This window comes from Micromonospora sp. WMMD882, from assembly GCF_027497255.1.
GTDB lineage: Bacteria > Actinomycetota > Actinomycetes > Mycobacteriales > Micromonosporaceae > Micromonospora.
This window is the reverse complement of the sequence record NZ_CP114903.1, coordinates 5,675,887-5,693,349: the sequence shown is the minus strand read 5'-3', so window position 1 is coordinate 5,693,349 and position 17,463 is coordinate 5,675,887. Positions and strand designations below refer to the sequence as shown.

The 17,463-nt window shown below is 72.2% G+C and carries 16 protein-coding genes and 1 CRISPR repeat array; of the genes, 5 read left to right on the top strand and 11 right to left on the bottom strand.

The window, feature by feature from the left end; translation table 11 throughout:
- Nucleotides 1-179: 179 nt before the first annotated feature.
- The 4 genes from O7606_RS24555 (at nucleotide 180) to O7606_RS24540 (ending at nucleotide 2,523) form a co-directional block, all read left to right on the top strand.
- The gene (locus O7606_RS24555) at nucleotides 180-596 is read left to right on the top strand and encodes a GntR family transcriptional regulator (protein WP_281596361.1); all 417 of its coding nucleotides are present in this window, start codon (nucleotides 180-182) and stop codon (nucleotides 594-596) included.
- A gap of 106 nt (nucleotides 597-702) precedes the next feature.
- A complete protein-coding gene (locus O7606_RS24550) occupies nucleotides 703-966 on the top strand; it encodes a DUF6244 family protein (protein WP_281596360.1) in 264 nt (87 codons plus the stop codon).
- 306 nt (nucleotides 967-1,272) lie between these two features.
- A complete protein-coding gene (locus tag O7606_RS24545; RefSeq protein ID WP_281596359.1) occupies nucleotides 1,273-1,719 on the top strand; it encodes a hypothetical protein in 447 nt (148 codons plus the stop codon).
- Between the two features lie 324 nt (nucleotides 1,720-2,043).
- Nucleotides 2,044-2,523, top strand: coding sequence for a hypothetical protein (locus O7606_RS24540; protein WP_281596358.1), 480 nt, complete (start codon nucleotides 2,044-2,046; stop codon nucleotides 2,521-2,523).
- An 87-nt stretch (nucleotides 2,524-2,610) separates the two neighbouring features.
- A CRISPR array of direct repeats spans nucleotides 2,611-3,854; the repeat unit is 28 nt; unit sequence GGATCATCCCCGCGTGCGCGGGGAGCAG.
- 25 nt (nucleotides 3,855-3,879) lie between these two features.
- Here the strand turns inward: O7606_RS24540 and cas2e are convergent.
- The 9 genes from cas2e to O7606_RS24495 are packed head-to-tail and all read right to left on the bottom strand — an operon-like array spanning nucleotide 3,880 to nucleotide 15,131.
- Complete coding sequence (gene cas2e / locus O7606_RS24535; protein WP_281596357.1) at nucleotides 3,880-4,290, bottom strand: type I-E CRISPR-associated endoribonuclease Cas2e; 411 nt, start codon at nucleotides 4,288-4,290, stop codon at nucleotides 3,880-3,882.
- On the bottom strand, nucleotides 4,290-5,261 hold the full coding sequence (gene cas1e, locus O7606_RS24530; RefSeq protein WP_281596356.1) for a type I-E CRISPR-associated endonuclease Cas1e: 972 nt from the start codon (nucleotides 5,259-5,261) through the stop codon (nucleotides 4,290-4,292). Before cas1e ends, cas2e begins: the two co-directional genes overlap by 1 nt.
- Complete coding sequence (cas6e, locus tag O7606_RS24525; protein WP_281596355.1) at nucleotides 5,258-5,935, bottom strand: type I-E CRISPR-associated protein Cas6/Cse3/CasE; 678 nt, start codon at nucleotides 5,933-5,935, stop codon at nucleotides 5,258-5,260. Before cas6e ends, cas1e begins: the two co-directional genes overlap by 4 nt.
- Nucleotides 5,936-5,937: 2 nt before the next feature.
- Complete coding sequence (gene cas5e, locus O7606_RS24520; protein ID WP_281596354.1) at nucleotides 5,938-6,639, bottom strand: type I-E CRISPR-associated protein Cas5/CasD; 702 nt, start codon at nucleotides 6,637-6,639, stop codon at nucleotides 5,938-5,940.
- The gene (cas7e, locus tag O7606_RS24515) at nucleotides 6,636-7,760 is read right to left on the bottom strand and encodes a type I-E CRISPR-associated protein Cas7/Cse4/CasC (RefSeq protein WP_281596352.1); all 1,125 of its coding nucleotides are present in this window, start codon (nucleotides 7,758-7,760) and stop codon (nucleotides 6,636-6,638) included. The genes cas5e and cas7e overlap by 4 nt, the downstream gene beginning before the upstream one ends.
- Entirely contained in the window at nucleotides 7,757-8,467 is a 711-nt protein-coding gene (gene casB / locus O7606_RS24510; RefSeq protein ID WP_281596351.1) for a type I-E CRISPR-associated protein Cse2/CasB, read from the bottom strand. The genes cas7e and casB overlap by 4 nt, the downstream gene beginning before the upstream one ends.
- Nucleotides 8,464-10,140: a type I-E CRISPR-associated protein Cse1/CasA gene (gene casA, locus O7606_RS24505; RefSeq protein WP_281596350.1), complete on the bottom strand. Its 1,677-nt coding sequence runs from the start codon at nucleotides 10,138-10,140 to the stop codon at nucleotides 8,464-8,466. Before casA ends, casB begins: the two co-directional genes overlap by 4 nt.
- Nucleotides 10,141-10,188: 48 nt before the next feature.
- Nucleotides 10,189-13,032, bottom strand: coding sequence for a CRISPR-associated endonuclease Cas3'' (locus tag O7606_RS24500; protein ID WP_281596349.1), 2,844 nt, complete (start codon nucleotides 13,030-13,032; stop codon nucleotides 10,189-10,191).
- Nucleotides 13,029-15,131: a UvrD-helicase domain-containing protein gene (locus O7606_RS24495; RefSeq protein ID WP_281596348.1), complete on the bottom strand. Its 2,103-nt coding sequence runs from the start codon at nucleotides 15,129-15,131 to the stop codon at nucleotides 13,029-13,031. The genes O7606_RS24500 and O7606_RS24495 overlap by 4 nt, the downstream gene beginning before the upstream one ends.
- A gap of 183 nt (nucleotides 15,132-15,314) precedes the next feature.
- Between O7606_RS24495 and O7606_RS24490 the strand changes: the two genes are divergently transcribed.
- Nucleotides 15,315-16,601, top strand: coding sequence for a protein kinase (locus O7606_RS24490; RefSeq protein WP_281596346.1), 1,287 nt, complete (start codon nucleotides 15,315-15,317; stop codon nucleotides 16,599-16,601).
- Here the strand turns inward: O7606_RS24490 and O7606_RS24485 are convergent.
- Entirely contained in the window at nucleotides 16,549-17,124 is a 576-nt protein-coding gene (locus O7606_RS24485) for a hypothetical protein (protein ID WP_281596345.1), read from the bottom strand. The genes O7606_RS24490 and O7606_RS24485 overlap by 53 nt on opposite strands.
- Before the next feature lie 160 nt (nucleotides 17,125-17,284).
- Nucleotides 17,285-17,452, bottom strand: a complete 168-nt coding sequence (locus O7606_RS24480; protein ID WP_281596344.1) for a hypothetical protein — start codon at nucleotides 17,450-17,452, stop codon at nucleotides 17,285-17,287.
- Nucleotides 17,453-17,463 lie beyond the last annotated feature (11 nt).

Sequence of the window (17,463 nt, the reverse complement as noted above, 5' to 3'; positions counted from 1 at the left end):
TCAGCGGTACGACACCAGGGCTGGCTCATCAGCGCAGGTGAGAGGCACACGAACGACTTCTCGCGTTCACCCCGTCGCCTATCACGACCGACTCTAGACTTGTTGCCACAAGCCTGCAAGGGGGCAGTTTCCAACAAGGCCACATCTGGCTTTGGGCACGGGGGGATGAGGCTTGCCCTATGGCCATCAACCCTCGGTCGCACACGCCGGTGTACGTGCAGCTCGCCCAACTGCTCCGCGACCGGATCGAGTCAGGTGACCTGCCGGCCGGCTCCGCCGTACCCAGCGAGTCACGACTGAGCCAGGAGTACGGGATCGGCCGCGACGCCGTCCGCATGGCGATCTCACTACTTCGGGCCGAGGGGGTCGTCAGCACGAGCAGGGGCCTCGGCTCTTGGGTGCGGGAAGACCTGCCGCGCGAGCAGATCAAGCTGCTGCCGGGAAGCAAGGTGTCCGCCCGGATGCCATCCAGTCGCGAGCGACACCAGATGGATCTTGATGAGGGCGTTCCAGTCCTGATCGTTGAAGGCCCGGACGGCAAGGTGCAGATGCACGCAGCCGATCGAGTGGTGCTCCACTATCCGGAATCCGATTGACGACGTAATCGCTCGGTGACACTGCGTGCCTTATCCGGTAGCGTCAACGCTCTGTCGAACGCGGTCCGCCGCTTCGGGGCGTAGATCTTCCGGATCAGGAGGTGACGTGAGCGCGGCCGAGATCATCGCTCGACTGTCCGAGGCAGGCCAGTCTCTCCAGCAAGCCCAAGCCCAGGTCACCGCAGCCGTGCAGAACGCCGAGAATGCGCGGATCCTGGTCGCGGGAGCCCTCGACGGCGCAGCCAGCGACAAGCTCATCGCCACCATCGACGCCGCCCGCGAGCAAATAGGCCAAGCGATCGGCTCCGTCGGGCCAGCCCAGCAGGGCATCCAGGAAACGATTGCCAAGGTCCGTGCTCTGGGAAATTGAGCACGGGTGGCGGCAGCACACCAAGCCGGCCACCCGCTGTTCTTCGACCGGCCATACCAAACGAGGCGAACCGCGACGACACGCGCTCGCAGGGCAGAAGGCAGGCACCGCCGCCGAGACGGAGAATCCGGCCCGCCAGCCCGGAGGTGCTTGCGTTCGGCGGATCTGCCGCCGGCACGGCGTGGGCAGCGATCGCCGAGTACCTACCCCCACTGCCGAAGGCAATCGTCGCCACGCTGCTGGGCTTGGTAGCGAGTTCCAGCTCCTTCATGACCTGGAGAGACAGCAAGAAGAGGGCAAGCAACGATGAGAATTGACGACAACATCGAGAACCAAGTCCGCGACACCTTGCACTGGGTCGTGAAGCAGGATCCCGGCGAATTCGGCACCGCTCTGCAATCCTTCCAAGACCAGCAATCACGCCTGGCCGCACTCGAACTACTGCTTCAGGTCTGCGCCATTGCCGCAGTCGACGTTTTCGGACACAAGCCGGACGCCAACGAAGTGGCAGTACTTGCCGACAAGATTGCCAGAACTGAGCAGTGGTCCCGGGCAGAGCAGACAGAGATCGCATCTCTACTGCGACTTGCACTCTCTCGCGGGCAGCCAGCGGAGCAGGCTCACCTCAGCAACGCCCTCATCCTGGCATTCCTCGTTGCCGGGAATCTCCTGTCCTCCAAGCCGCAATTAGAAGGCAAATGGTGGTTCGACTACCTGGACAGCATCGAGGCCGCAATCGAGGCCAAAAGATGACAACGCGGCCCAGCGGAGCGACGCGCTCGCCCCCGCCCAACAGGGCATCAAGGAGACGATCACCCAGGTCCAGAACCTGGGAAACTGAGCACGGGCGGCGGCAGCACATCTCGTCGGCCACCCGGGCAGCCAGTCCAGAACCGCACCCAACGCTTGTTCGGACGGCGAGGGCGGGCCGCTCGGCACTCGCAACCATTTGGGCCTCGTTCACCGAATTCTTACCGATCATACCGAAGACAATCGGCGGCGTAGCACTGGGCGCAATCGCGACTTGGGGCGCCACCGAGGCGATACGGGAGAAAAGAAGAAGCCAAGGGGGCGACAGTGAGGATTGACGACAGAGTCGAACAACGAGTGCGAGAGACGCTACACCTCGTGGTGAAACGCCGGAAGGGCGAATTCGAGAAGGCATTACGCGACTTCCCTGACGAGCAGACAAGAACCGCTTCCCTGGAGCTCCTCGTAGCCGTCTCCCTGTTCGTCCTTCTCGAAGCCTTCGAGGGCAGACCAGCCAACAGCGATCTTGACGATCTGGCTGAAGAACTCGCCCACATGGAAGACTCGCTACCCTTCACCGAGGATGAGTACCGCGCTTTCCTCCTGGCGATCCTCGACGGCGTACCACTGGAGTCGGCGCTTCCGCCGAACGTGTCGGTCATCCTCGCGTTCGTGGTCGCGGGCAGCTTGCTCTCCTCACGACAGAAACCCGAGGGAGAGTGGTGGTTCGACTATCTCGACAAAATCGAGGAAGCCATCGAACAGGCACCCGACGTCGAGCGGCAATCCGCCGAAGGCCCCAGATAGTCCACCTCGAATCCAATACAGATCAACCCAGAGAGCAGACGTACGCGAGGAGCAGCGGGAGCGCTCCGGCCTTACCGGCCCGGTGAGGGATCATCCCCGCGTGCGCGGGGAGCAGATCACCGTGCCGCCCGGCATGCCCCGGCTGGCGGGATCATCCCCGCCCGCGCGGGGAGCAGGGCTTCGGTGCCGGCTCGGCCGGGCGGAGCCACGGATAATCCCCGCGTGCGCGGGGAGCAGGAGGGCGCGGACAAGTCCTCGACGAACGCCACGGGATCATCCCCGCGTGCGCGGGGAGCAGCGGGCGTGGGCGGCGCGGTGGCGGTCGTGAGGCGGATCATCCCCGCGTGCGCGGGGAGCAGGGGATTCGGCCGTGGTACAGGTCGCCCTGCACCGGATCATCCCCGCGTGCGCGGGGAGCAGTCGAATGGTGGGTTGTGGCGGGTGCTGACACGGATCATCCCCGCGTGCGCGGGGAGCAGCGGGCGTGGGCGGCGCGGTGGCGGTCGTGAGGCGGATCATCCCCGCGTGCGCGGGGAGCAGGGGATTCGGCCGTGGTACAGGTCGCCCTGCACCGGATCATCCCCGCGTGCGCGGGGAGCAGTCGAATGGTGGGTTGTGGCGGGTGCTGACACGGATCATCCCCGCGTGCGCGGGGAGCAGGCCGCGGGGATGCCGGTCATAGCGCGCGCGGCCGGATCATCCCCGCGTGCGCGGGGAGCAGGTGACGTCCGTCCTCGGGATGCTCCCGAAGCCGGGATCATCCCCGCGTGCGCGGGGAGCAGGGCGGCGTCGGGCTCCCCGCCGGTGGGGTGGCGGGATCATCCCCGCGTGCGCGGGGAGCAGCGCCGGCGAAGCTGTCACCGACGCACGCGGTCAGGATCATCCCCGCGTGCGCGGGGAGCAGGCGCTTCTGCCCCTTCGACTCGAATTCCACCAAGGATCATCCCCGCGTGCGCGGGGAGCAGTGCGGCGCGAAATAGCGCTCCCACGGGATTAGCGGATCATCCCCGCGTGCGCGGGGAGCAGGCCGACCCGGGTCGCCCTGACCGTGTTGATCAGGGATCATCCCCGCGTGCGCGGGGAGCAGTTGCCCTGCTCGATGATGGCGACCCGGTGCGCGGGATCATCCCCGCGTGCGCGGGGAGCAGCCTCCGGAGGGTTTCTTGAGACGCACCCGACTGGGATAATCCCCGCGTGCGCGGGGAGCAGTGAAGCGACGGTAGCTGTCACCAGAGACGCCCAGGATCATCCCCGCGTGCGCGGGGAGCAGCGGGTTCGGCATTCCGGTACCCGGTACGCCGAAGGATCATCCCCGCGTGCGCGGGGAGCAGACTTCTTGACCTGCGGGGTTGAAGATCAACTCATGGTTTTTCCTTCACTTTGATTCGGAAGTTCGGGCGGCTGGCCGGGCGGTGTTGAGGGCCGCCGCCCGAAGCGGCGACGCTTGGCGGCCTTGCTCCATCCCTTGGGCAGCGCGGGGTTGAAGACCCGCCGGTCCGTGGGGCGGCGGATCAGGGTGACGCCGTCGAGGTCGACCGGTTTCCAGTGGTGGTCGTGCACCTCGAAGGAGAGTCGCTGCTCCCCCGGCTGCTGGTGGACCAGCAGCGCCCGGCCCGGTCCGGCCATCTCCACGACCTTGAGCCAGAGCCGTTTCCGGATCCGGCTGTTGACGTGTCCGACGTACACCCCGGCGGAGATCTCCAGCAGCCACTGGGTCAGGTGCCCGCGCAGCCCTTCGGGGCAGGCGGTGAGGATGATGACCGTCATCAGAAGTCGACCTCGCCGGCGTAGTTCCGGCCGCTGGCCAGCTCGGCGCCGTCGTCGTCCCAGAGCCGTAGGGTGTCGTCGCCGGCGTCCTCGTCGAGCCACGCCTCGTCGATCGGCCCGGCCGCGCCGGGCTGGAGCAGCAGGGCCCGGATGTCGCGTACGCAGCGGTGCAGGATCGCGCCGTCGTGCGCCCGGTCGCGTACCGCCCGGCGGGTGTCGGAACCGATGTCGGTCGACCCGCTGGCGGCCACGTCGAACGCGACCGGAATGGTGACCTCGGCCTTGTAGAGGTCGGCTATGTCGTACACGAAGGATCTCTCGTTCCCGGTGTGCACGAAGCCCAGCGCGGGTGACGCGCCGAGGGCGACGATGACCGCGTGCACGATGCCGTACAAACAGGCGTGCGCGGCGGACAACGCCTGGTTCACCGGGTCGCCGCTGTCGAAGTCCTCCGGGTCGTACGTCCGGTTCTGCCAGCCGATGCCGGTGCGTTCGGCGTGCTCGCGGTAGCAGCGGCGCACCCGCGCCCCCTCCCGGCCACGCAACTGTTGCATGGTCAGGGCGCGGGTGTCCGCCTCGTCGGGGAAGCGCATCCGGTACATCGCCCGTGCCACGTCGAGCCGGCGGTCCCGGTGCGACACGGCGGCGGCCTGGGCGACGATCAGCCGGCTCGACCGGGCGAGCGTACGGCCGTGCGCGTAGTACCGGACGCCCTGCTCACCGACCCAGACGGCGGTGGCCCCGTTGTCGGCGAGCAGCATCATCGCCTGCTGGGTGACGCTGGTGCCCGGCCCGAGCATGAGCACCCCGAGGGTCGCCGCCGGGATGTGGACGACGCCCTTCTCGTCGGTGGCGGTGATCGCGTTGGCGTCCCGGTGGATGACGCAGCGTTCCAGGTAGACGAAGCTGAGCCGGTCCTGCGCGCGGTTGAGCTCCGCCAGCTCGGCCGGCGGAACACCGGGGATCCTCACGTCGCCGTCTGCGCGGGAGCCAGCGTGAGCAGACCGCAGCCGTACGCCTTGGCGTGGCCGATGCCGCCGGTCAGCGCCCGCCGGAAGGCGTCCGCGTCGGTGACGGTGAGGATGCCGTCGTAGGTGGCCGTGGTGAGGGTGACCGTGCCCATCCCCCGCTTGAAGGACTGCGTCTGCCGTCGGCGCAGCCGCAGGTTGGGCTGGCCGTCCTGCTGCTCGGCCAGGGCGAACCCGTTGCGGGCGGCCCGGCTGACCAGCCATCCGACCTGCTCCGGCTCGCGCAGGTGGCCGAAACGTTGGGTCTCCTTGGCGTCGGCGGTCTTGCGTCCGCTGTGGGCGGGGTTCGCGGTCAGCCGGAACGCCCAGCGCTGGCCGGCGGCCAGGGAGTCGAGCAGGCCGCCGTAGTCGCGGGTCACCCAGCTCTCCGCGCTGGTCGGCCAACCGGCCTGCTCGACCAGGTGGGTGAGGTCGGGGCGGCCGGGGCTGACGACGTACAGGTGGACGGTGTGCGCGGCCGGGGCGTCGAGCCGCCACAGCGTACGGGCGTCGGCGGTTTCGTAGTCCTCGACGGCGGGGAAGGCGGCCCGGACGGCCGCGTGCATGGCGTGCGGCGAGGAGAGCAGCTTGCGCGCGGCCCGGCGGGCCGGGTTGATCGGGAATCGGGTGAGGAACATGCTCAGCCTCCCAGCAGGCTCAACGGGTCGTGGTCCACGACCCCGGCCCGCTCCGCGAGGTCGTTGGTGACGTCGACGTGCCGCCGCAGCACCGACCGCCAGGTGTGCTGCCGGTGCGCCGGGTCGAAGCTCACCGGCTCGTCGGGCACGGTCTCGTGCACCGGCTCGCCCGGCCGGGCGTCCCGGACGATCTCCAGCCGGACGGTGCGGGCCGCCTTGCGGCGGTGCCACTCGGCGGCCAGCCACGGCCAGTCGGTGAGCGCGCCGTCGAGGGTCCCGTCGTGCACGCCGAGGCTGACCGGGCCGACCGGCGGGCACGACCGACGCCCGAGGTAGAGCGGGAACCGCGGCCGGTCCAACGCCTCCGCGAGGCCGTACAGCAGCTCCGCCTCGCCACCGACGGCGGCCAGGAACACCGCGTCGGAGAGGTAGAAGCGGTACGTCAGCGGGGCGCTGGACCGGCCGTCGAGGGGCCGGGCGGTCTGGAAGTCCCGCAGGACCTGGCCGGGCTGGTCGATGCGGACCCCGAACTCCAGACCGAGCAGCTCGGTGAGCGGCTCGGCGCGGCGGATGCCCTTGGCTGCGGCGAGCAGGCCGATCACCCCGCTCTTGGTGGGCGCGGGCTCGGTGCCCCGGCGGGCGAACCGGCTGGACGAGCCCCAGGACTGGAGCGGACCGGCCAGTTTCAGCAGCAGCACGCTCATGCGGGCTGTCCGAGGGCGACGGCGACCTGCTCCCCCACTCCGGTGACCAGCTCGCTGAGGGTGACAGCCTTGCCGAGGTCGGCGAGCACGGCGGTCTGCTCCCCGACCTGGGTGACCCAGGCGCCGACCGGCCGCTCACCGTAGGCGCTCTCGACCGCCCGGGTGTGCTTGGCCAGGGCTTCGGCGGCCAGCTCGATCCGGCCGGCGGCGTGCGTCTCGCGGATGGGCGTCTCGAACGCGCCGACCAGGTTGATCGGCTGGCTGTCGCGCACCCGGACCAGCACCGCGTCGGGCAGCGTACGGTGCGCGAAGGTGTTCTGCTTGCCGGTCGGCATGCTGCGGGCGAACGCGGTGAGGAACGCCTCGACGGCGGCCCGGGTCGCGGCGGCGTCGCCGAGGGTACGGTGCAGCGCGTCCACGTCGACCGTCGCGTACCGGTACAGCGTGGACGAGTTGAACTCGACGGTGCCGATCATGCCGGCGCCGGTCTCGGCGGCGTCCGCCTTGCGGTCGTCCACGGCGGTGAAGTAGTCGAACTCGTTGTCCACGGCGTGCACGCTTATCGCGTGGGACACCTGGCAGGCGGCGTCGACGTTGATGTCGGACAGGTCGGCGACCATCCGGCCGAACATCGCGATGTCGACCGAGTGCTCGCTGTTGACCAGCTCCTTGAACCGGCCCCTGTCGAGGGCGACGCCGGCCCGGGACGCCTCCAGCGCGGCGGCGGCGAGATTGTCCGACTGGCGGTGGCTGAGGAACAGCAGGTAGCCGGACTCGACGTCCTTCAGCTCGCCCTTCTTCTTGTCGAGTTTGGCCAGCCCACCGGCGACGAAGACCTCGGCGGCCAGCGCCGACGCCTCCTCCCCGGTCACGTCCGGGTCGAGCGCCCTGATCCGGGCGGCCAGCGACTCGCCGACCCGCTTGGTCCGCTCGCCGAGCTGGGACCGGTCGAGCAGACCGGCGAAGGCCAGCCGGATCGCCCGCTTCCACGCCTGGCTGGAGACCCGCGCCCGACGTACGCCGCCGTAGACGGCGGTCTTCGGCGAGCCGGTGTCGTCGCGGTTGAGGTTGCTCGGCGGCACGGTCTGCAACGCGTGGACGTCGATGATGGTACGGCTCATGACGGGTCCTCCTCGGGAAGGTCAGTGTCAGCGGCGGCCGGGCCGGGCCGGCTGCGGAAGAACTCACGACCCCAGATGCCCTGGACCTTCGACCGGCCGTCCGGCTGGCCGGGACGCGGCGGCCGGCGCAGGGTCCACAGGTCGTCGGCGAGCAGGCCGTAGTCGAGTGGGATCTGGTGTTCGCGCAGCATGGTGATCAGGCTGCGCAGGTGGTGGACGCTCTCGGGGTAGCTGCTGGCGGTGCCCAGCGCGGCGAAGCGCCGCCGTACCCCGTCCGGGCCGGCGGTCCGGCGGACCAGCTCGGCCAGGGCCAGCCCCAGCCCGCGCCCGTCCATGTGCATCCGCTCACGGCGGGACTGCTGGTGCAGCGCGTACAGGGTCACCGCGTCGTGGGTGGCGTACTCGGTGTCCGCCGCCTCGGTGTCGTCGTCCGGCAGCCGGCCGAGCAGGTCCGGCGGTACCTGGAGATACGACTCCAGGGTGAAGTCGAAGCCCGGGGTCCGGCCGATCCCGCGCCGGAGCCGGGCCAGCGCGCTGACCGCCTCGGGCACCGGCACGGTGCGCAGCGCCCGCGCCTGGAGCCCGCCGACCGTCCGGGCGACGTGGTCGCCGAGGTCCGTGCGACGCCGCCGCCACGGTCTGCGGGTCGGGCCGGGCGGCTGGTCGAGGTCGACCCGCTCCGGCGGCCCGGTGTCCACCATGGTCATGCTGTTGCCTCCTGCCTCTGCTGTGGTGAACCGGTGTCCGGCTCCCGGTCGACTGCCATCGGCAGCGCCCTGGCCAGGCCGGCGCGGAACCACGCTTCCGCCTGCGAGCTGGAGTAGTGCGCCTCCCGGCCGGCGCGGTCCCTGCCGGCCCGGCCGACCCAGGCCGCCGGCCCCGCCTCCCGGACCAGGTCCGCGCCGAGCCGACGGACCACCTCGTTGACGTTCCGCTGCCAGGTCGCGCGTTCGGCCACCGGGTCGCTGCCCGGACCGAGCCGGGCCAGCCAGTCCCGAAAGAGCCGGTCCAGCAGGGCGTACGCGCGTTCGGCCGCCCGGTCGGCCTCACCGACGTCGGTGGCCCGGTCACCGGCGGCGCGGGCCAGGTTGTCGGCGAGCCGGCGCAGCACCTTCACCGCGTCCTCCGCGTCGGCGGTGGCGTCCACCGCCGTGGTACGCAGCGCCGAGTCGTCGACCAGCAGCAACACGTTCATGGTGAGCGCGTCGCCGAACACCTCGGCCACGACCGCCTGCTGGGTGCCGTAGGTGACGCTGGTGGCCCGGGTACGGACCTGGAAGTCCGCGCCGACCACCCCGGTCACGGTCAACCGGGCCAGCCACCGCACCACCATCGGCGACAGCCGCTGCGGCGCGTCCCCGCCGGACGGCGGCGACGGCAGCAGGGTCTGCAACCCCCGCCACAACGCCCGGCTGTGGTCGTGCGGCCGGGGCAGGTAGATCGGGGTACGTTTCTCTTTCTGCTCCCGGGGGCCGCTGCGTCCCCAGACGCTCATCGGCTCCAGCAGGTGCCGGTCCTGCCACTCGATCCGGTCACCGTTGGAGATCATCGCCCCGGTGACGCCGCCGACGTCACCGAAGAGCCGGATCCGGCGGGACTGCCAGGTGTAGAGGCCCAGCACCCCGTACGGGCCACGGGTGGCGTCGGCCTCCTCGGCGGCGGTCTGCGGCGCGCGTTCCCAGACCGGCAGGTCCCGCTCGTCGGCCTGCTGCCAGCCGGGCGCGACCGGCGCCAGGTTGAGCAGCAGGGTCTCCAGCAGGGTCGCGCCTTCGAGGTGCACGCCGCCCAGCGACCCGAGCGACGCGACGCCGATCGGGTAGCCCTTGCCGCCCTTGACCCGGGGGTCGCCGACCGCGCCGGTCTTGATGCCGGACGGGTCGTACGCCTGGCAGTGCACCAGCCAGCGGGCCGCCTCGGCCGGGGTGACCGACTCCATCCCCGGCCCGGCACGGGTGGTCAGGAACGGCAGACCGTTCGGCACGTCGGCGATGATCCGTTCCAGCCCGTACGTGTTGTCCTTGCCGGCCCGCAGGTCGGCGACCTGGTAGAACGGGCGCTCCGGGTGGAACAGGTCGAAGCGGTCCCGGAACTCCCCGAGGTAGTCGGCGACGTCGGCGGTCGGCAGTTGCCGGTGCCGCCACATGCCCCGCCAGGCGGCTTCGCCGGGCGGCCCGCCGGTGACCCGGTGCAGGACGGCCAGGGCGAGCCGCAGGATCGCGAAGGTCTGCGTGGGCAGCTCAGCGGCGATCACGCGTACCTCGCCGGCCTGCTCGAAGAGGCCGAGCAGCGACACGTCGCGCCGCTGGCCCGCAGTGTCCAACACCGGGATCCACGCCTCGTCGACAAGCGAGAAGCCGGTCCGGCGCGGTGCTCCGGTCATGGCGTCACCTCCTCAGGTGACTCGAAGGGTGGTCGGCTCGAAGGATGGTCAGGTCGTGGCGCGGGTGACGCGCAGACCTTCGGTCGGGTCGTAGCGCAGGTCGAATCCGGCGACGGTGGCCGTGCCGTCCGAATCGACGTCGAGCAGGAGCTCGCCGGCCAACCACGGGCTGCCCTGCCAGGCACTGAGGTCAGTGCGCCGTTCCAGTTCGGCGATCACCTCGTCGACCACGTCCGCCGAGGTCATCGCCCGGGGCAGGGGCAGGGCGCAGCGCGCGATCAGCCGGGGCAGCGGCCAGGGCGGCACGCTGTCGGTGCGTACGGGCGTCCCGCCGCCGTCGATCCATGGGGGGACGACGAGGCCGGCGTCGGCGCGTACCAGTAGCAGGACCTCGAAGGAGTCGGCGTCGGTGTCGCGGACGTGGCCCTTCGCCACCCGCTCGTCCGCGTCGCCGACGCCACCGGAGAGCCAGCCGATCAGCGGCGTGCCGGGCTCGGCGACGCCGGCCAGGCGGAAGCCGTCGGCCTTCAGCTCCTTGGTGACCATCTCGTCACGCTGCTTCGCCTCCGCCTCGGTAAGCGTCGGCTGCCAGGACGGCGGGCCGACGGGCGTGTCGCCGTAGGCGGCCTGGGTGAGCGGGGCGATGTCCGCCGGCAGCCGCAGCGGCGTGCCGTCGAGGTGCGGCAGCAGCACCGCGGCGCTGCGCAGCAGGGCGGCCGGCTGGTAGACGCGACGGGATCCGGCGACCGGCTCGGGTGGCTCGGTGGCCCAGTCCGCGCCGGTGATCCAGCAGATCGGGGCGGCCAGCCGGGCCGGACGGTCGGCGCGCGGGTGCCGGTGCAGTCGGCCGACGCGTTGCAGCACCAGGTCGACCGGGGCGAGGTCGGTGACGAGCAGGTCGAAGTCGATGTCCAGGGACTGCTCGGCGACCTGGCTGGCCACCACCACGTGCCGGGCCGGGCGGGTCGCGCCGCCCGGCGGCCCGAAGGTGTCACGCAGCCAGCGGTCCTTCGTGGCCCGGTCGACGGCCAGGAAGCGGGAGTGCGCCACCGAAACGGGAACGTCCGGCCCGAGGGCCGCCCGCAGCGCGGCGGCGGTCTCCTGGACCCGGGCCACGGTGTTACGGACCACGAGGGCGCAGCCGCCGTCCGCCAACTGGCCCCGGAGCGCCTCGACCAGCACCGGCAGGTCGTCGGGCAGCCGCCGCACCTGGACCTCGACGCCCCGGCCGGAGTCGGCGCAGTCGACGGCCGTCGCCCCCCGCCCGGGCGTGGAGACGGTGACCAGGGGGTACCGCAGGTCGGCGCGGAGCGCCGCGTACGGGTCGACGCGCGGTCTGCCCCGGTCGCGCCAGGTGGGCTTGGGCAGCGGCCCGAGCCGACCGGTGTCGTACGCCGCCATCAGCTCGGCCCGCCGGCCCGCCGGCAGGGTCGCCGACAGGACGACCACGGGCACGCCGTACGCGCCGAGCCACTCCAGCGCCCGGTCCAGGAAGCATCCCATGTAGACGTCGTAGGCGTGCGCCTCGTCGATGACGACGACCTTGCCGGCCAGGCCGAGGTGCCGCAGCACGAGGTGTCTGCCGCGCAGCGCCGCGAAGAGGAGCTGGTCGATGGTGCCCACGACGAAGCTGGAGAGCAGGGTGCGTTTGGGGCCGGCGAGCCAGCGGTGCACGCCGACGTCCGTGCCGCCGGCGTCCTGGGCGATGCCGCTGGGCAGCATGGTCGTCCGGAGTCGGTCGTACTCGGGGTTGAGCGCCGCCTTGCCGTGGGCCAGCCGGACGTCGCGGCCACCCCGACCGCTCTGCGCGTCGGGCAGTCGGCGGAGCCAGGACAGCATCCGGCCGAACATGGCGTCGCTGGTGGCCCGGGTGGGCAGGGCCAGGTAGCAGCCGGCCGCCCCGGTCCGCCGGGCCAGGATCTCCACCGCCGCCAGGGCCGCCTCGGTCTTGCCCTCCCCCATCGCCGCCTCGATGATGATCATGCCGGGGGTGGGCATGGTGGTGGCCAGCTCGGCGGCCGTCCGCTGGACCGGACGCGGGGTCGCCCCGTCGGGCAGCGCGAAACGGGCCGCGAACAGCTCGTCCACGCCGGGCGTCGACGCGGTGGGCTGCCAGGGCGTGGGCAGGTCGAGCGTCTCCCAGCCGAAGCTCAGCCGACCGGCGTCCGTGCCGTCCAGCAGGTACGGGAACAGTTCCTCGTTGCTGGCGATCCAGTCGGCGACGATGACCAGGCCGGTGAGGGCGGCCTGCGCCGGCTGCGACAACGGGACGTCCCGCCAGTCGACGAGGCGGTCCGCCGCGCCGGAACGCTCGGTCATCCAGGTCAGCAGCTCCCGCTGCGCCGCCCGCCAGGCCGGGTCGCCGAGCAGGTGTGGACGGAGCCGCGCCGCCCGCAGGCCCTCGTCGGTCGGCGGCGTCCCGTGGTGGCCGCCGACGACCACCGCGTACGGGTGCGGGTCGGTCCAGTCCTGCTCGTCCAGCCAGTCCGCGAGCACGAGGTGCCCGGCGGTGGCGTGCGGGGCGTGGCGGCGGTCGGCGCGGATGAGGTCCCGGTGGTAGCCGAGCCCGTGGTCACGCATCCGCTCCGCCAACGCGTACGCCTGGCAGGCGAAGGCCGGGGTGGCCTTGCCGACGTCGTGCACGCCGGCCAGCCAGACCGCCAGGGTACGGGCGTCCCGGTCGCCGCCGGGCAGCTCGTCGGCGATCCGTCGGCGGACCGCCGGGCTGAGCCAGTGGTCCCACAGTTGACCGGCCACGTCGGCGGCGTCGGCCAGGTGCCGCCACAGCGGCAGCCAGCCGACCGGCGAGGTCCCCTTGCGGTCGGTCTTGCCCCACACCGAGCGGGCGGCGTCGCCGAGGCGGGGGCCGTCGGGGACGGCGCGGGCGGTCACCGGGTCACCGGCAGCAGCGGGCTGGGCGTGCCGCTGTGGGACAGGTAGAGCACGTCGCGGGCCCGGGTCAGGGCGACGAAGAGCAGGCAGCGTTCCCGCTGGAGGTCCTGCCGGTGGGCGTGCGGGTCCTCGGCGGCCGAGGTGAGCGCGTGGGGGGCCGGCAGCACGCCCGCGTCCAGCCCGACGACCGCCAGGCACTGGAACTCCAGTCCCTTCATCCGGTGCATGGTCGCCACCCGCACCCCGTCGACGCCGCGCCGGTCGTCGGCGACGTCGATGTGGGCCTCGACCAGGATCCGGCTGACGGTCCTGACGAGTTGCCCGGTGCGGACGGCGACGCCGATGGCGTGCGGCTCCACGCCCTGCTCCAGCCAGGTGCCGACCCGTTCGATCAGCGCCTCGAACTCGTCGTCCCGGCTGCCGGCGGCGGTGAGCTCCGGCGGGCCGCCCCGGGTGACCGAGCGGTAGCCGCGCAGCGTGTCGTCCTGCCCGTCCAGCCCGAGCGCCGGGTCGCCGCCGAGGACCTTGACCGACAGGTCCAGGATCTCGTGGGTGGTCCGGTAGTTGACGGTGAGCCGGCGGGTCCGGCCCCGGACCTCGATGCCGAGCTGGGCCAGGGAGACCTGGTTGTCGTAGATGCGCTGGTACGGGTCGGCCAGCAGGAACATGTCGTTCGGTCCGGGGGCGACGAGCGCGCGCAGCAGCCGCCACTGCGCCGGGTGCAGATCCTGCCCCTCGTCGACGACGACGTGCCGGTACCGGGCGGGCGAGCGGCGCAGGATGGCCGCCGCGTCGTCGGCGAGCTGGGTGTGGGTGCGCAGGCGTCGCCGGGTCAGCTCCCGCGCCACGGTGTCGATCGCGGCCCATACCTGGGCGCGTTGGGCCGCGCGCAGGGAGGTGCCCCGGCCCCGGCGGGGCGCGTCCCGGTACGCCTCCGCCGTGGTCAACCGTTGCGCCAGCACCACCTGCTCGAACTCGTGCCGCAGGAAGGTGGGGCTGAGCGTGGTGACCTGGCCGGCGCGGTTGACGAAGGTGGGGGCGGTCCGCGCGGCGTCCTGCCAGAGCTGGTCGAGGAGCTCGTTCTCGGCGATCGACACCTTCCCGCCGTCCCGGGCGACGATCTCGTAGGCCAGCCGGTCGACGCTGATCACGTCGATGCGGGCCCGGACCGCCGGGTCGTCGGCGAGCCGGTGGAGCTGCCGGGCGAGGGCCTCGGCGAGGGCGCGGGTGAAGGTGGTCAGCAGGACCTTCTCGCCGTCCGGCAGCCGGTTGGCGAGGAACACCGCGCGGTGCAGGCCGGTCACCGTCTTTCCGGTGCCGGCGCTGCCGGTCACCAGCGCGGGGCCGCTGTAGGTCTCGCGGTAGGCGATGTCCCGCTGGTTCGGGTGCAGGAAGGTGCGCCACACGTCGAACGGGTGGGCGAGGATGGCGGCGAGCTCCACCGGACCGTCGACGAAGGCGATCCGGTCGGGCGTACGGCGGGCGGCGGCCACCAGGTCGTCGGGGTCCACGCCGGACACGATCCGGTCGGCCCGCTCCGCCCAGACCTCGGCCACGGGCATCCCGGCGGACAGGTCGAGCAGGATGTCGAGCTGCGCGTCCGGCAGCCGGCCGATGAGGCTCTCCAACTGCTTGTCGGTGGCGATGACGCGCAGCAACGGGACCAGGTCCGCGTCCACGCCCAGTCGGACGAAGTCGGCGTTCGTGACGTGGTCGAACAGGCCGCCGCTCGGCGGGGCCGCCGGCTCGGCGCGCGCGAACTCCTCGATCGCCTCCTGGTCGCGCATCTCCAGCACGCCGAGCACCTGGTTGACGGTGAACCGGCGGCTCACCGCGAAGGCGATGGCGTCGTCGTGCGGCCGGACGTCGAGCAGCGCGTACTTCTCCTCGCCGAGGGCGAGCACCACTCCACGGTAGAAGCGGTCGATCCGGATGGTGCGGATGTTGGGGTCACGCGCCCCGGTCAGCTTCTCCAGACGCAGGCCGGCGTGGGTGTGCTCGGCGAACTTGCTGATGGCCGCGACGACGGCCTGCTGCACCCGGCGTTGCAGCCGGGCGTAGGCGGGGAGGAAGTCCCGACCCAGGGCCAACTCGGCCATACCAGTCCCCTGTCGCCTGACGCCTGGCGGTGCGCCAGGGCGGTGAACGAAGCCGACCCGCATTGAATCAGCTTGTGAACTCTGTTTGCAACTTGATCTTTGTGTCGAACGTTCACCATACCGTCCGGCCCGGACGGGCAGCCGGCCACCCCGACCGCCCGATCGACGGTTATGCTGGGCCACGTGGGGCCCGGCACGAACCTGAAGAACCGGTACACACTGGGCCGGTACCCCTTGGCGCACAAGGGCATGGGCGAGGTCTGGCCGGCCCGGGACGTCCTCCTCGACCGCCAGGTCATCGTCAAGGTCGTCGATTCCGCCCGGATGGACGCCGACCTGCTGCGCCGGTTCCGGCGCGAGGCGCTGTTGACCGTCCGGCTGGAGCACCCGGGCGTGCCGGCCGTGTACGACCTCGACAGCCACGACGGCCGCCCCTACGTCGTCCTGGAGCGGATCGACGGGATCACGCTCGCCGACCTGGTCGCGGAGCAGGGGCCGATCCCGTTCGGCTGGGTCGCCGCCATCGGGGCGCAGATCAGCGCCGTGCTGCTCGCCGCGCGGGAGCTCGGCCTGGTCCACCGGGACATCAAGCCGGCCAACGTCATGCTGGACCGGCACGGCGCGGTCAAGGTGCTCGACTTCGGGCTGGCGGTGGTGCGGGACGACGACCGCTACTCGCGGATCACCCGGACCGGGCAGGCCCTCGGCACGGTGGGCTACATGGCGCCCGAGCAGATCGTCGGCGGGCCGACGGACCACCGCACCGACCTGTACGGGCTCGGCGCGACGCTCTTCGACCTGCTCACCGGCCGTCCGCCGTTCGACGGCGCGACCACCCTGACCACGGTGCGCCGCCAGTTGGACGGCCCACCGCCGCGCCCCGGCGACTCCCGGCCGGACACCCCCGCCGGGCTGGACGACCTGGTGCACGCGCTACTGGCGACGGAGCCACGGGAACGGCCGGCCAGCGCCGCCGACGTCTACGCCGCGCTGGCCCCGCTCGCCGAGGACCTGCCGCCGATCCCCGGCGTGCTCACCGACGCCGTCACCCCGGTCCGGGCCTGGGCCGCGATCGTGGGGCGGGCGCCGCTGCGGACCCGCCCCACGCCGCCGACCGTCGAGCCGCCCGAGCCGGCCGGGGAGCCGACCGCCGCCCACGCGGCGCGGTCGCACGCCGCCGGCGAGTACCGGGCCGCCGCCCGGCAGTGGCGTCGGCTCGCCGAGGACCGCGTCCAGCGGTACGGCGAGGGTGATCCGAAGGCGTTCGGGTTCCGGCTGAACGTCGCTCGCGCGCACGCCGCGTTGGGCGAGCACGCCCGGGCGTTGCGCCTGTTCCAGAGCGCCCTGGGCGACTGGGAGCGGGCGGTGGGCCCCGGCCACCCGACGGTACGGCAGCTACGTCGGGAGATCGCCCGGTTCAGCGCGGAGCCGTCGCAGGTCCCCCGGTACGCGCCGGACGTGGGTGACTGAACGACGCGGGCAGCAGCGCCGCCTTCTGGGGCGGGAACCGTCCACCTCCGTAGTGGAAGATCTGGGCGCAGTTCTGCCCGCGGGTCTCGGTGGTCAGCGCCCGGACGGCCAGCGGCGAGTACATGGTGCGGTGTTTCAGCCAGGCCGCCTCCTCGCCGTGCCGGTCGAAGCCGCAGCCGGTCGCCGCGTGCCCGAACACGTCGTGGACGGCCCGGAACATGTCGTTCTCCGGGTCGCTGAGGTACGGGTGCGGGTTGCCGGTGGCGGCGCTCGCCCAGACCTTCAGCAGCCGACGCCGCCGCACGTCGTCGACCATCGACGTGACGTCCGGGTACGGGTCGGCGTCGACGAACCGCACGGTCACGCCGAGGCCGCCGAATTCCGTCCGGCCCACCAGGAAGTGGTACTGCCGCGCCGTCTCCCGGCGGAACGCCGCGTACGCGGGCCCGGCCCGCTCGTCACGGACCGGCGCGGCCTGGTACGCCTCGGCGATGGCCGCGCCGACGACGGGGTCAAGGCGCACTCGCGCGTACGCCTGGGCGGGTGGACCGGCGGCGGAGCCGCCGCGGTACCGCCGGGCGCCGTGCCAGACGTAGCCGACCGGTGGAACGCGGGTGGGCGACGCGGGTACGAGCAAGGGTGTTCATGGTCCTCCTCAGGTCGTCGGGGTTGGACGGTCGTGCTCAGCGGGCGGACGGGCGCTCCCCCGGTCGGGGTGGCACGCCATCGCCGGGCGTCGGGTGTCGCTCGCTGCGCAGCAGCTCGCCGAGCATCCTGATCTCGGAGACCCGACGGTCCTGGTGGAACTGGGCGAACTTGCCGATGGTGGTGCTGCGCCCTCGACGCGGCATCGTTCCTCCAA

Coding starts and splice junctions, on each gene's coding strand:
- O7606_RS24545 (WP_281596359.1), top strand. CDS start 1,273: ATGAGAATTGACGACAACATCGAGAACCAAGTCCGCGACACCTTGCAC.
- casA (WP_281596350.1), bottom strand. CDS start 10,140: ATGACCGGAGCACCGCGCCGGACCGGCTTCTCGCTTGTCGACGAGGCG.
- cas7e (WP_281596352.1), bottom strand. CDS start 7,760: ATGAGCCGTACCATCATCGACGTCCACGCGTTGCAGACCGTGCCGCCG.
- casB (WP_281596351.1), bottom strand. CDS start 8,467: ATGACCATGGTGGACACCGGGCCGCCGGAGCGGGTCGACCTCGACCAG.
- O7606_RS24495 (WP_281596348.1), bottom strand. CDS start 15,131: ATGGCCGAGTTGGCCCTGGGTCGGGACTTCCTCCCCGCCTACGCCCGG.
- O7606_RS24480 (WP_281596344.1), bottom strand. CDS start 17,452: ATGCCGCGTCGAGGGCGCAGCACCACCATCGGCAAGTTCGCCCAGTTC.
- O7606_RS24555 (WP_281596361.1), top strand. CDS start 180: ATGGCCATCAACCCTCGGTCGCACACGCCGGTGTACGTGCAGCTCGCC.
- cas6e (WP_281596355.1), bottom strand. CDS start 5,935: ATGTTCCTCACCCGATTCCCGATCAACCCGGCCCGCCGGGCCGCGCGC.
- cas5e (WP_281596354.1), bottom strand. CDS start 6,639: ATGAGCGTGCTGCTGCTGAAACTGGCCGGTCCGCTCCAGTCCTGGGGC.
- cas2e (WP_281596357.1), bottom strand. CDS start 4,290: ATGACGGTCATCATCCTCACCGCCTGCCCCGAAGGGCTGCGCGGGCAC.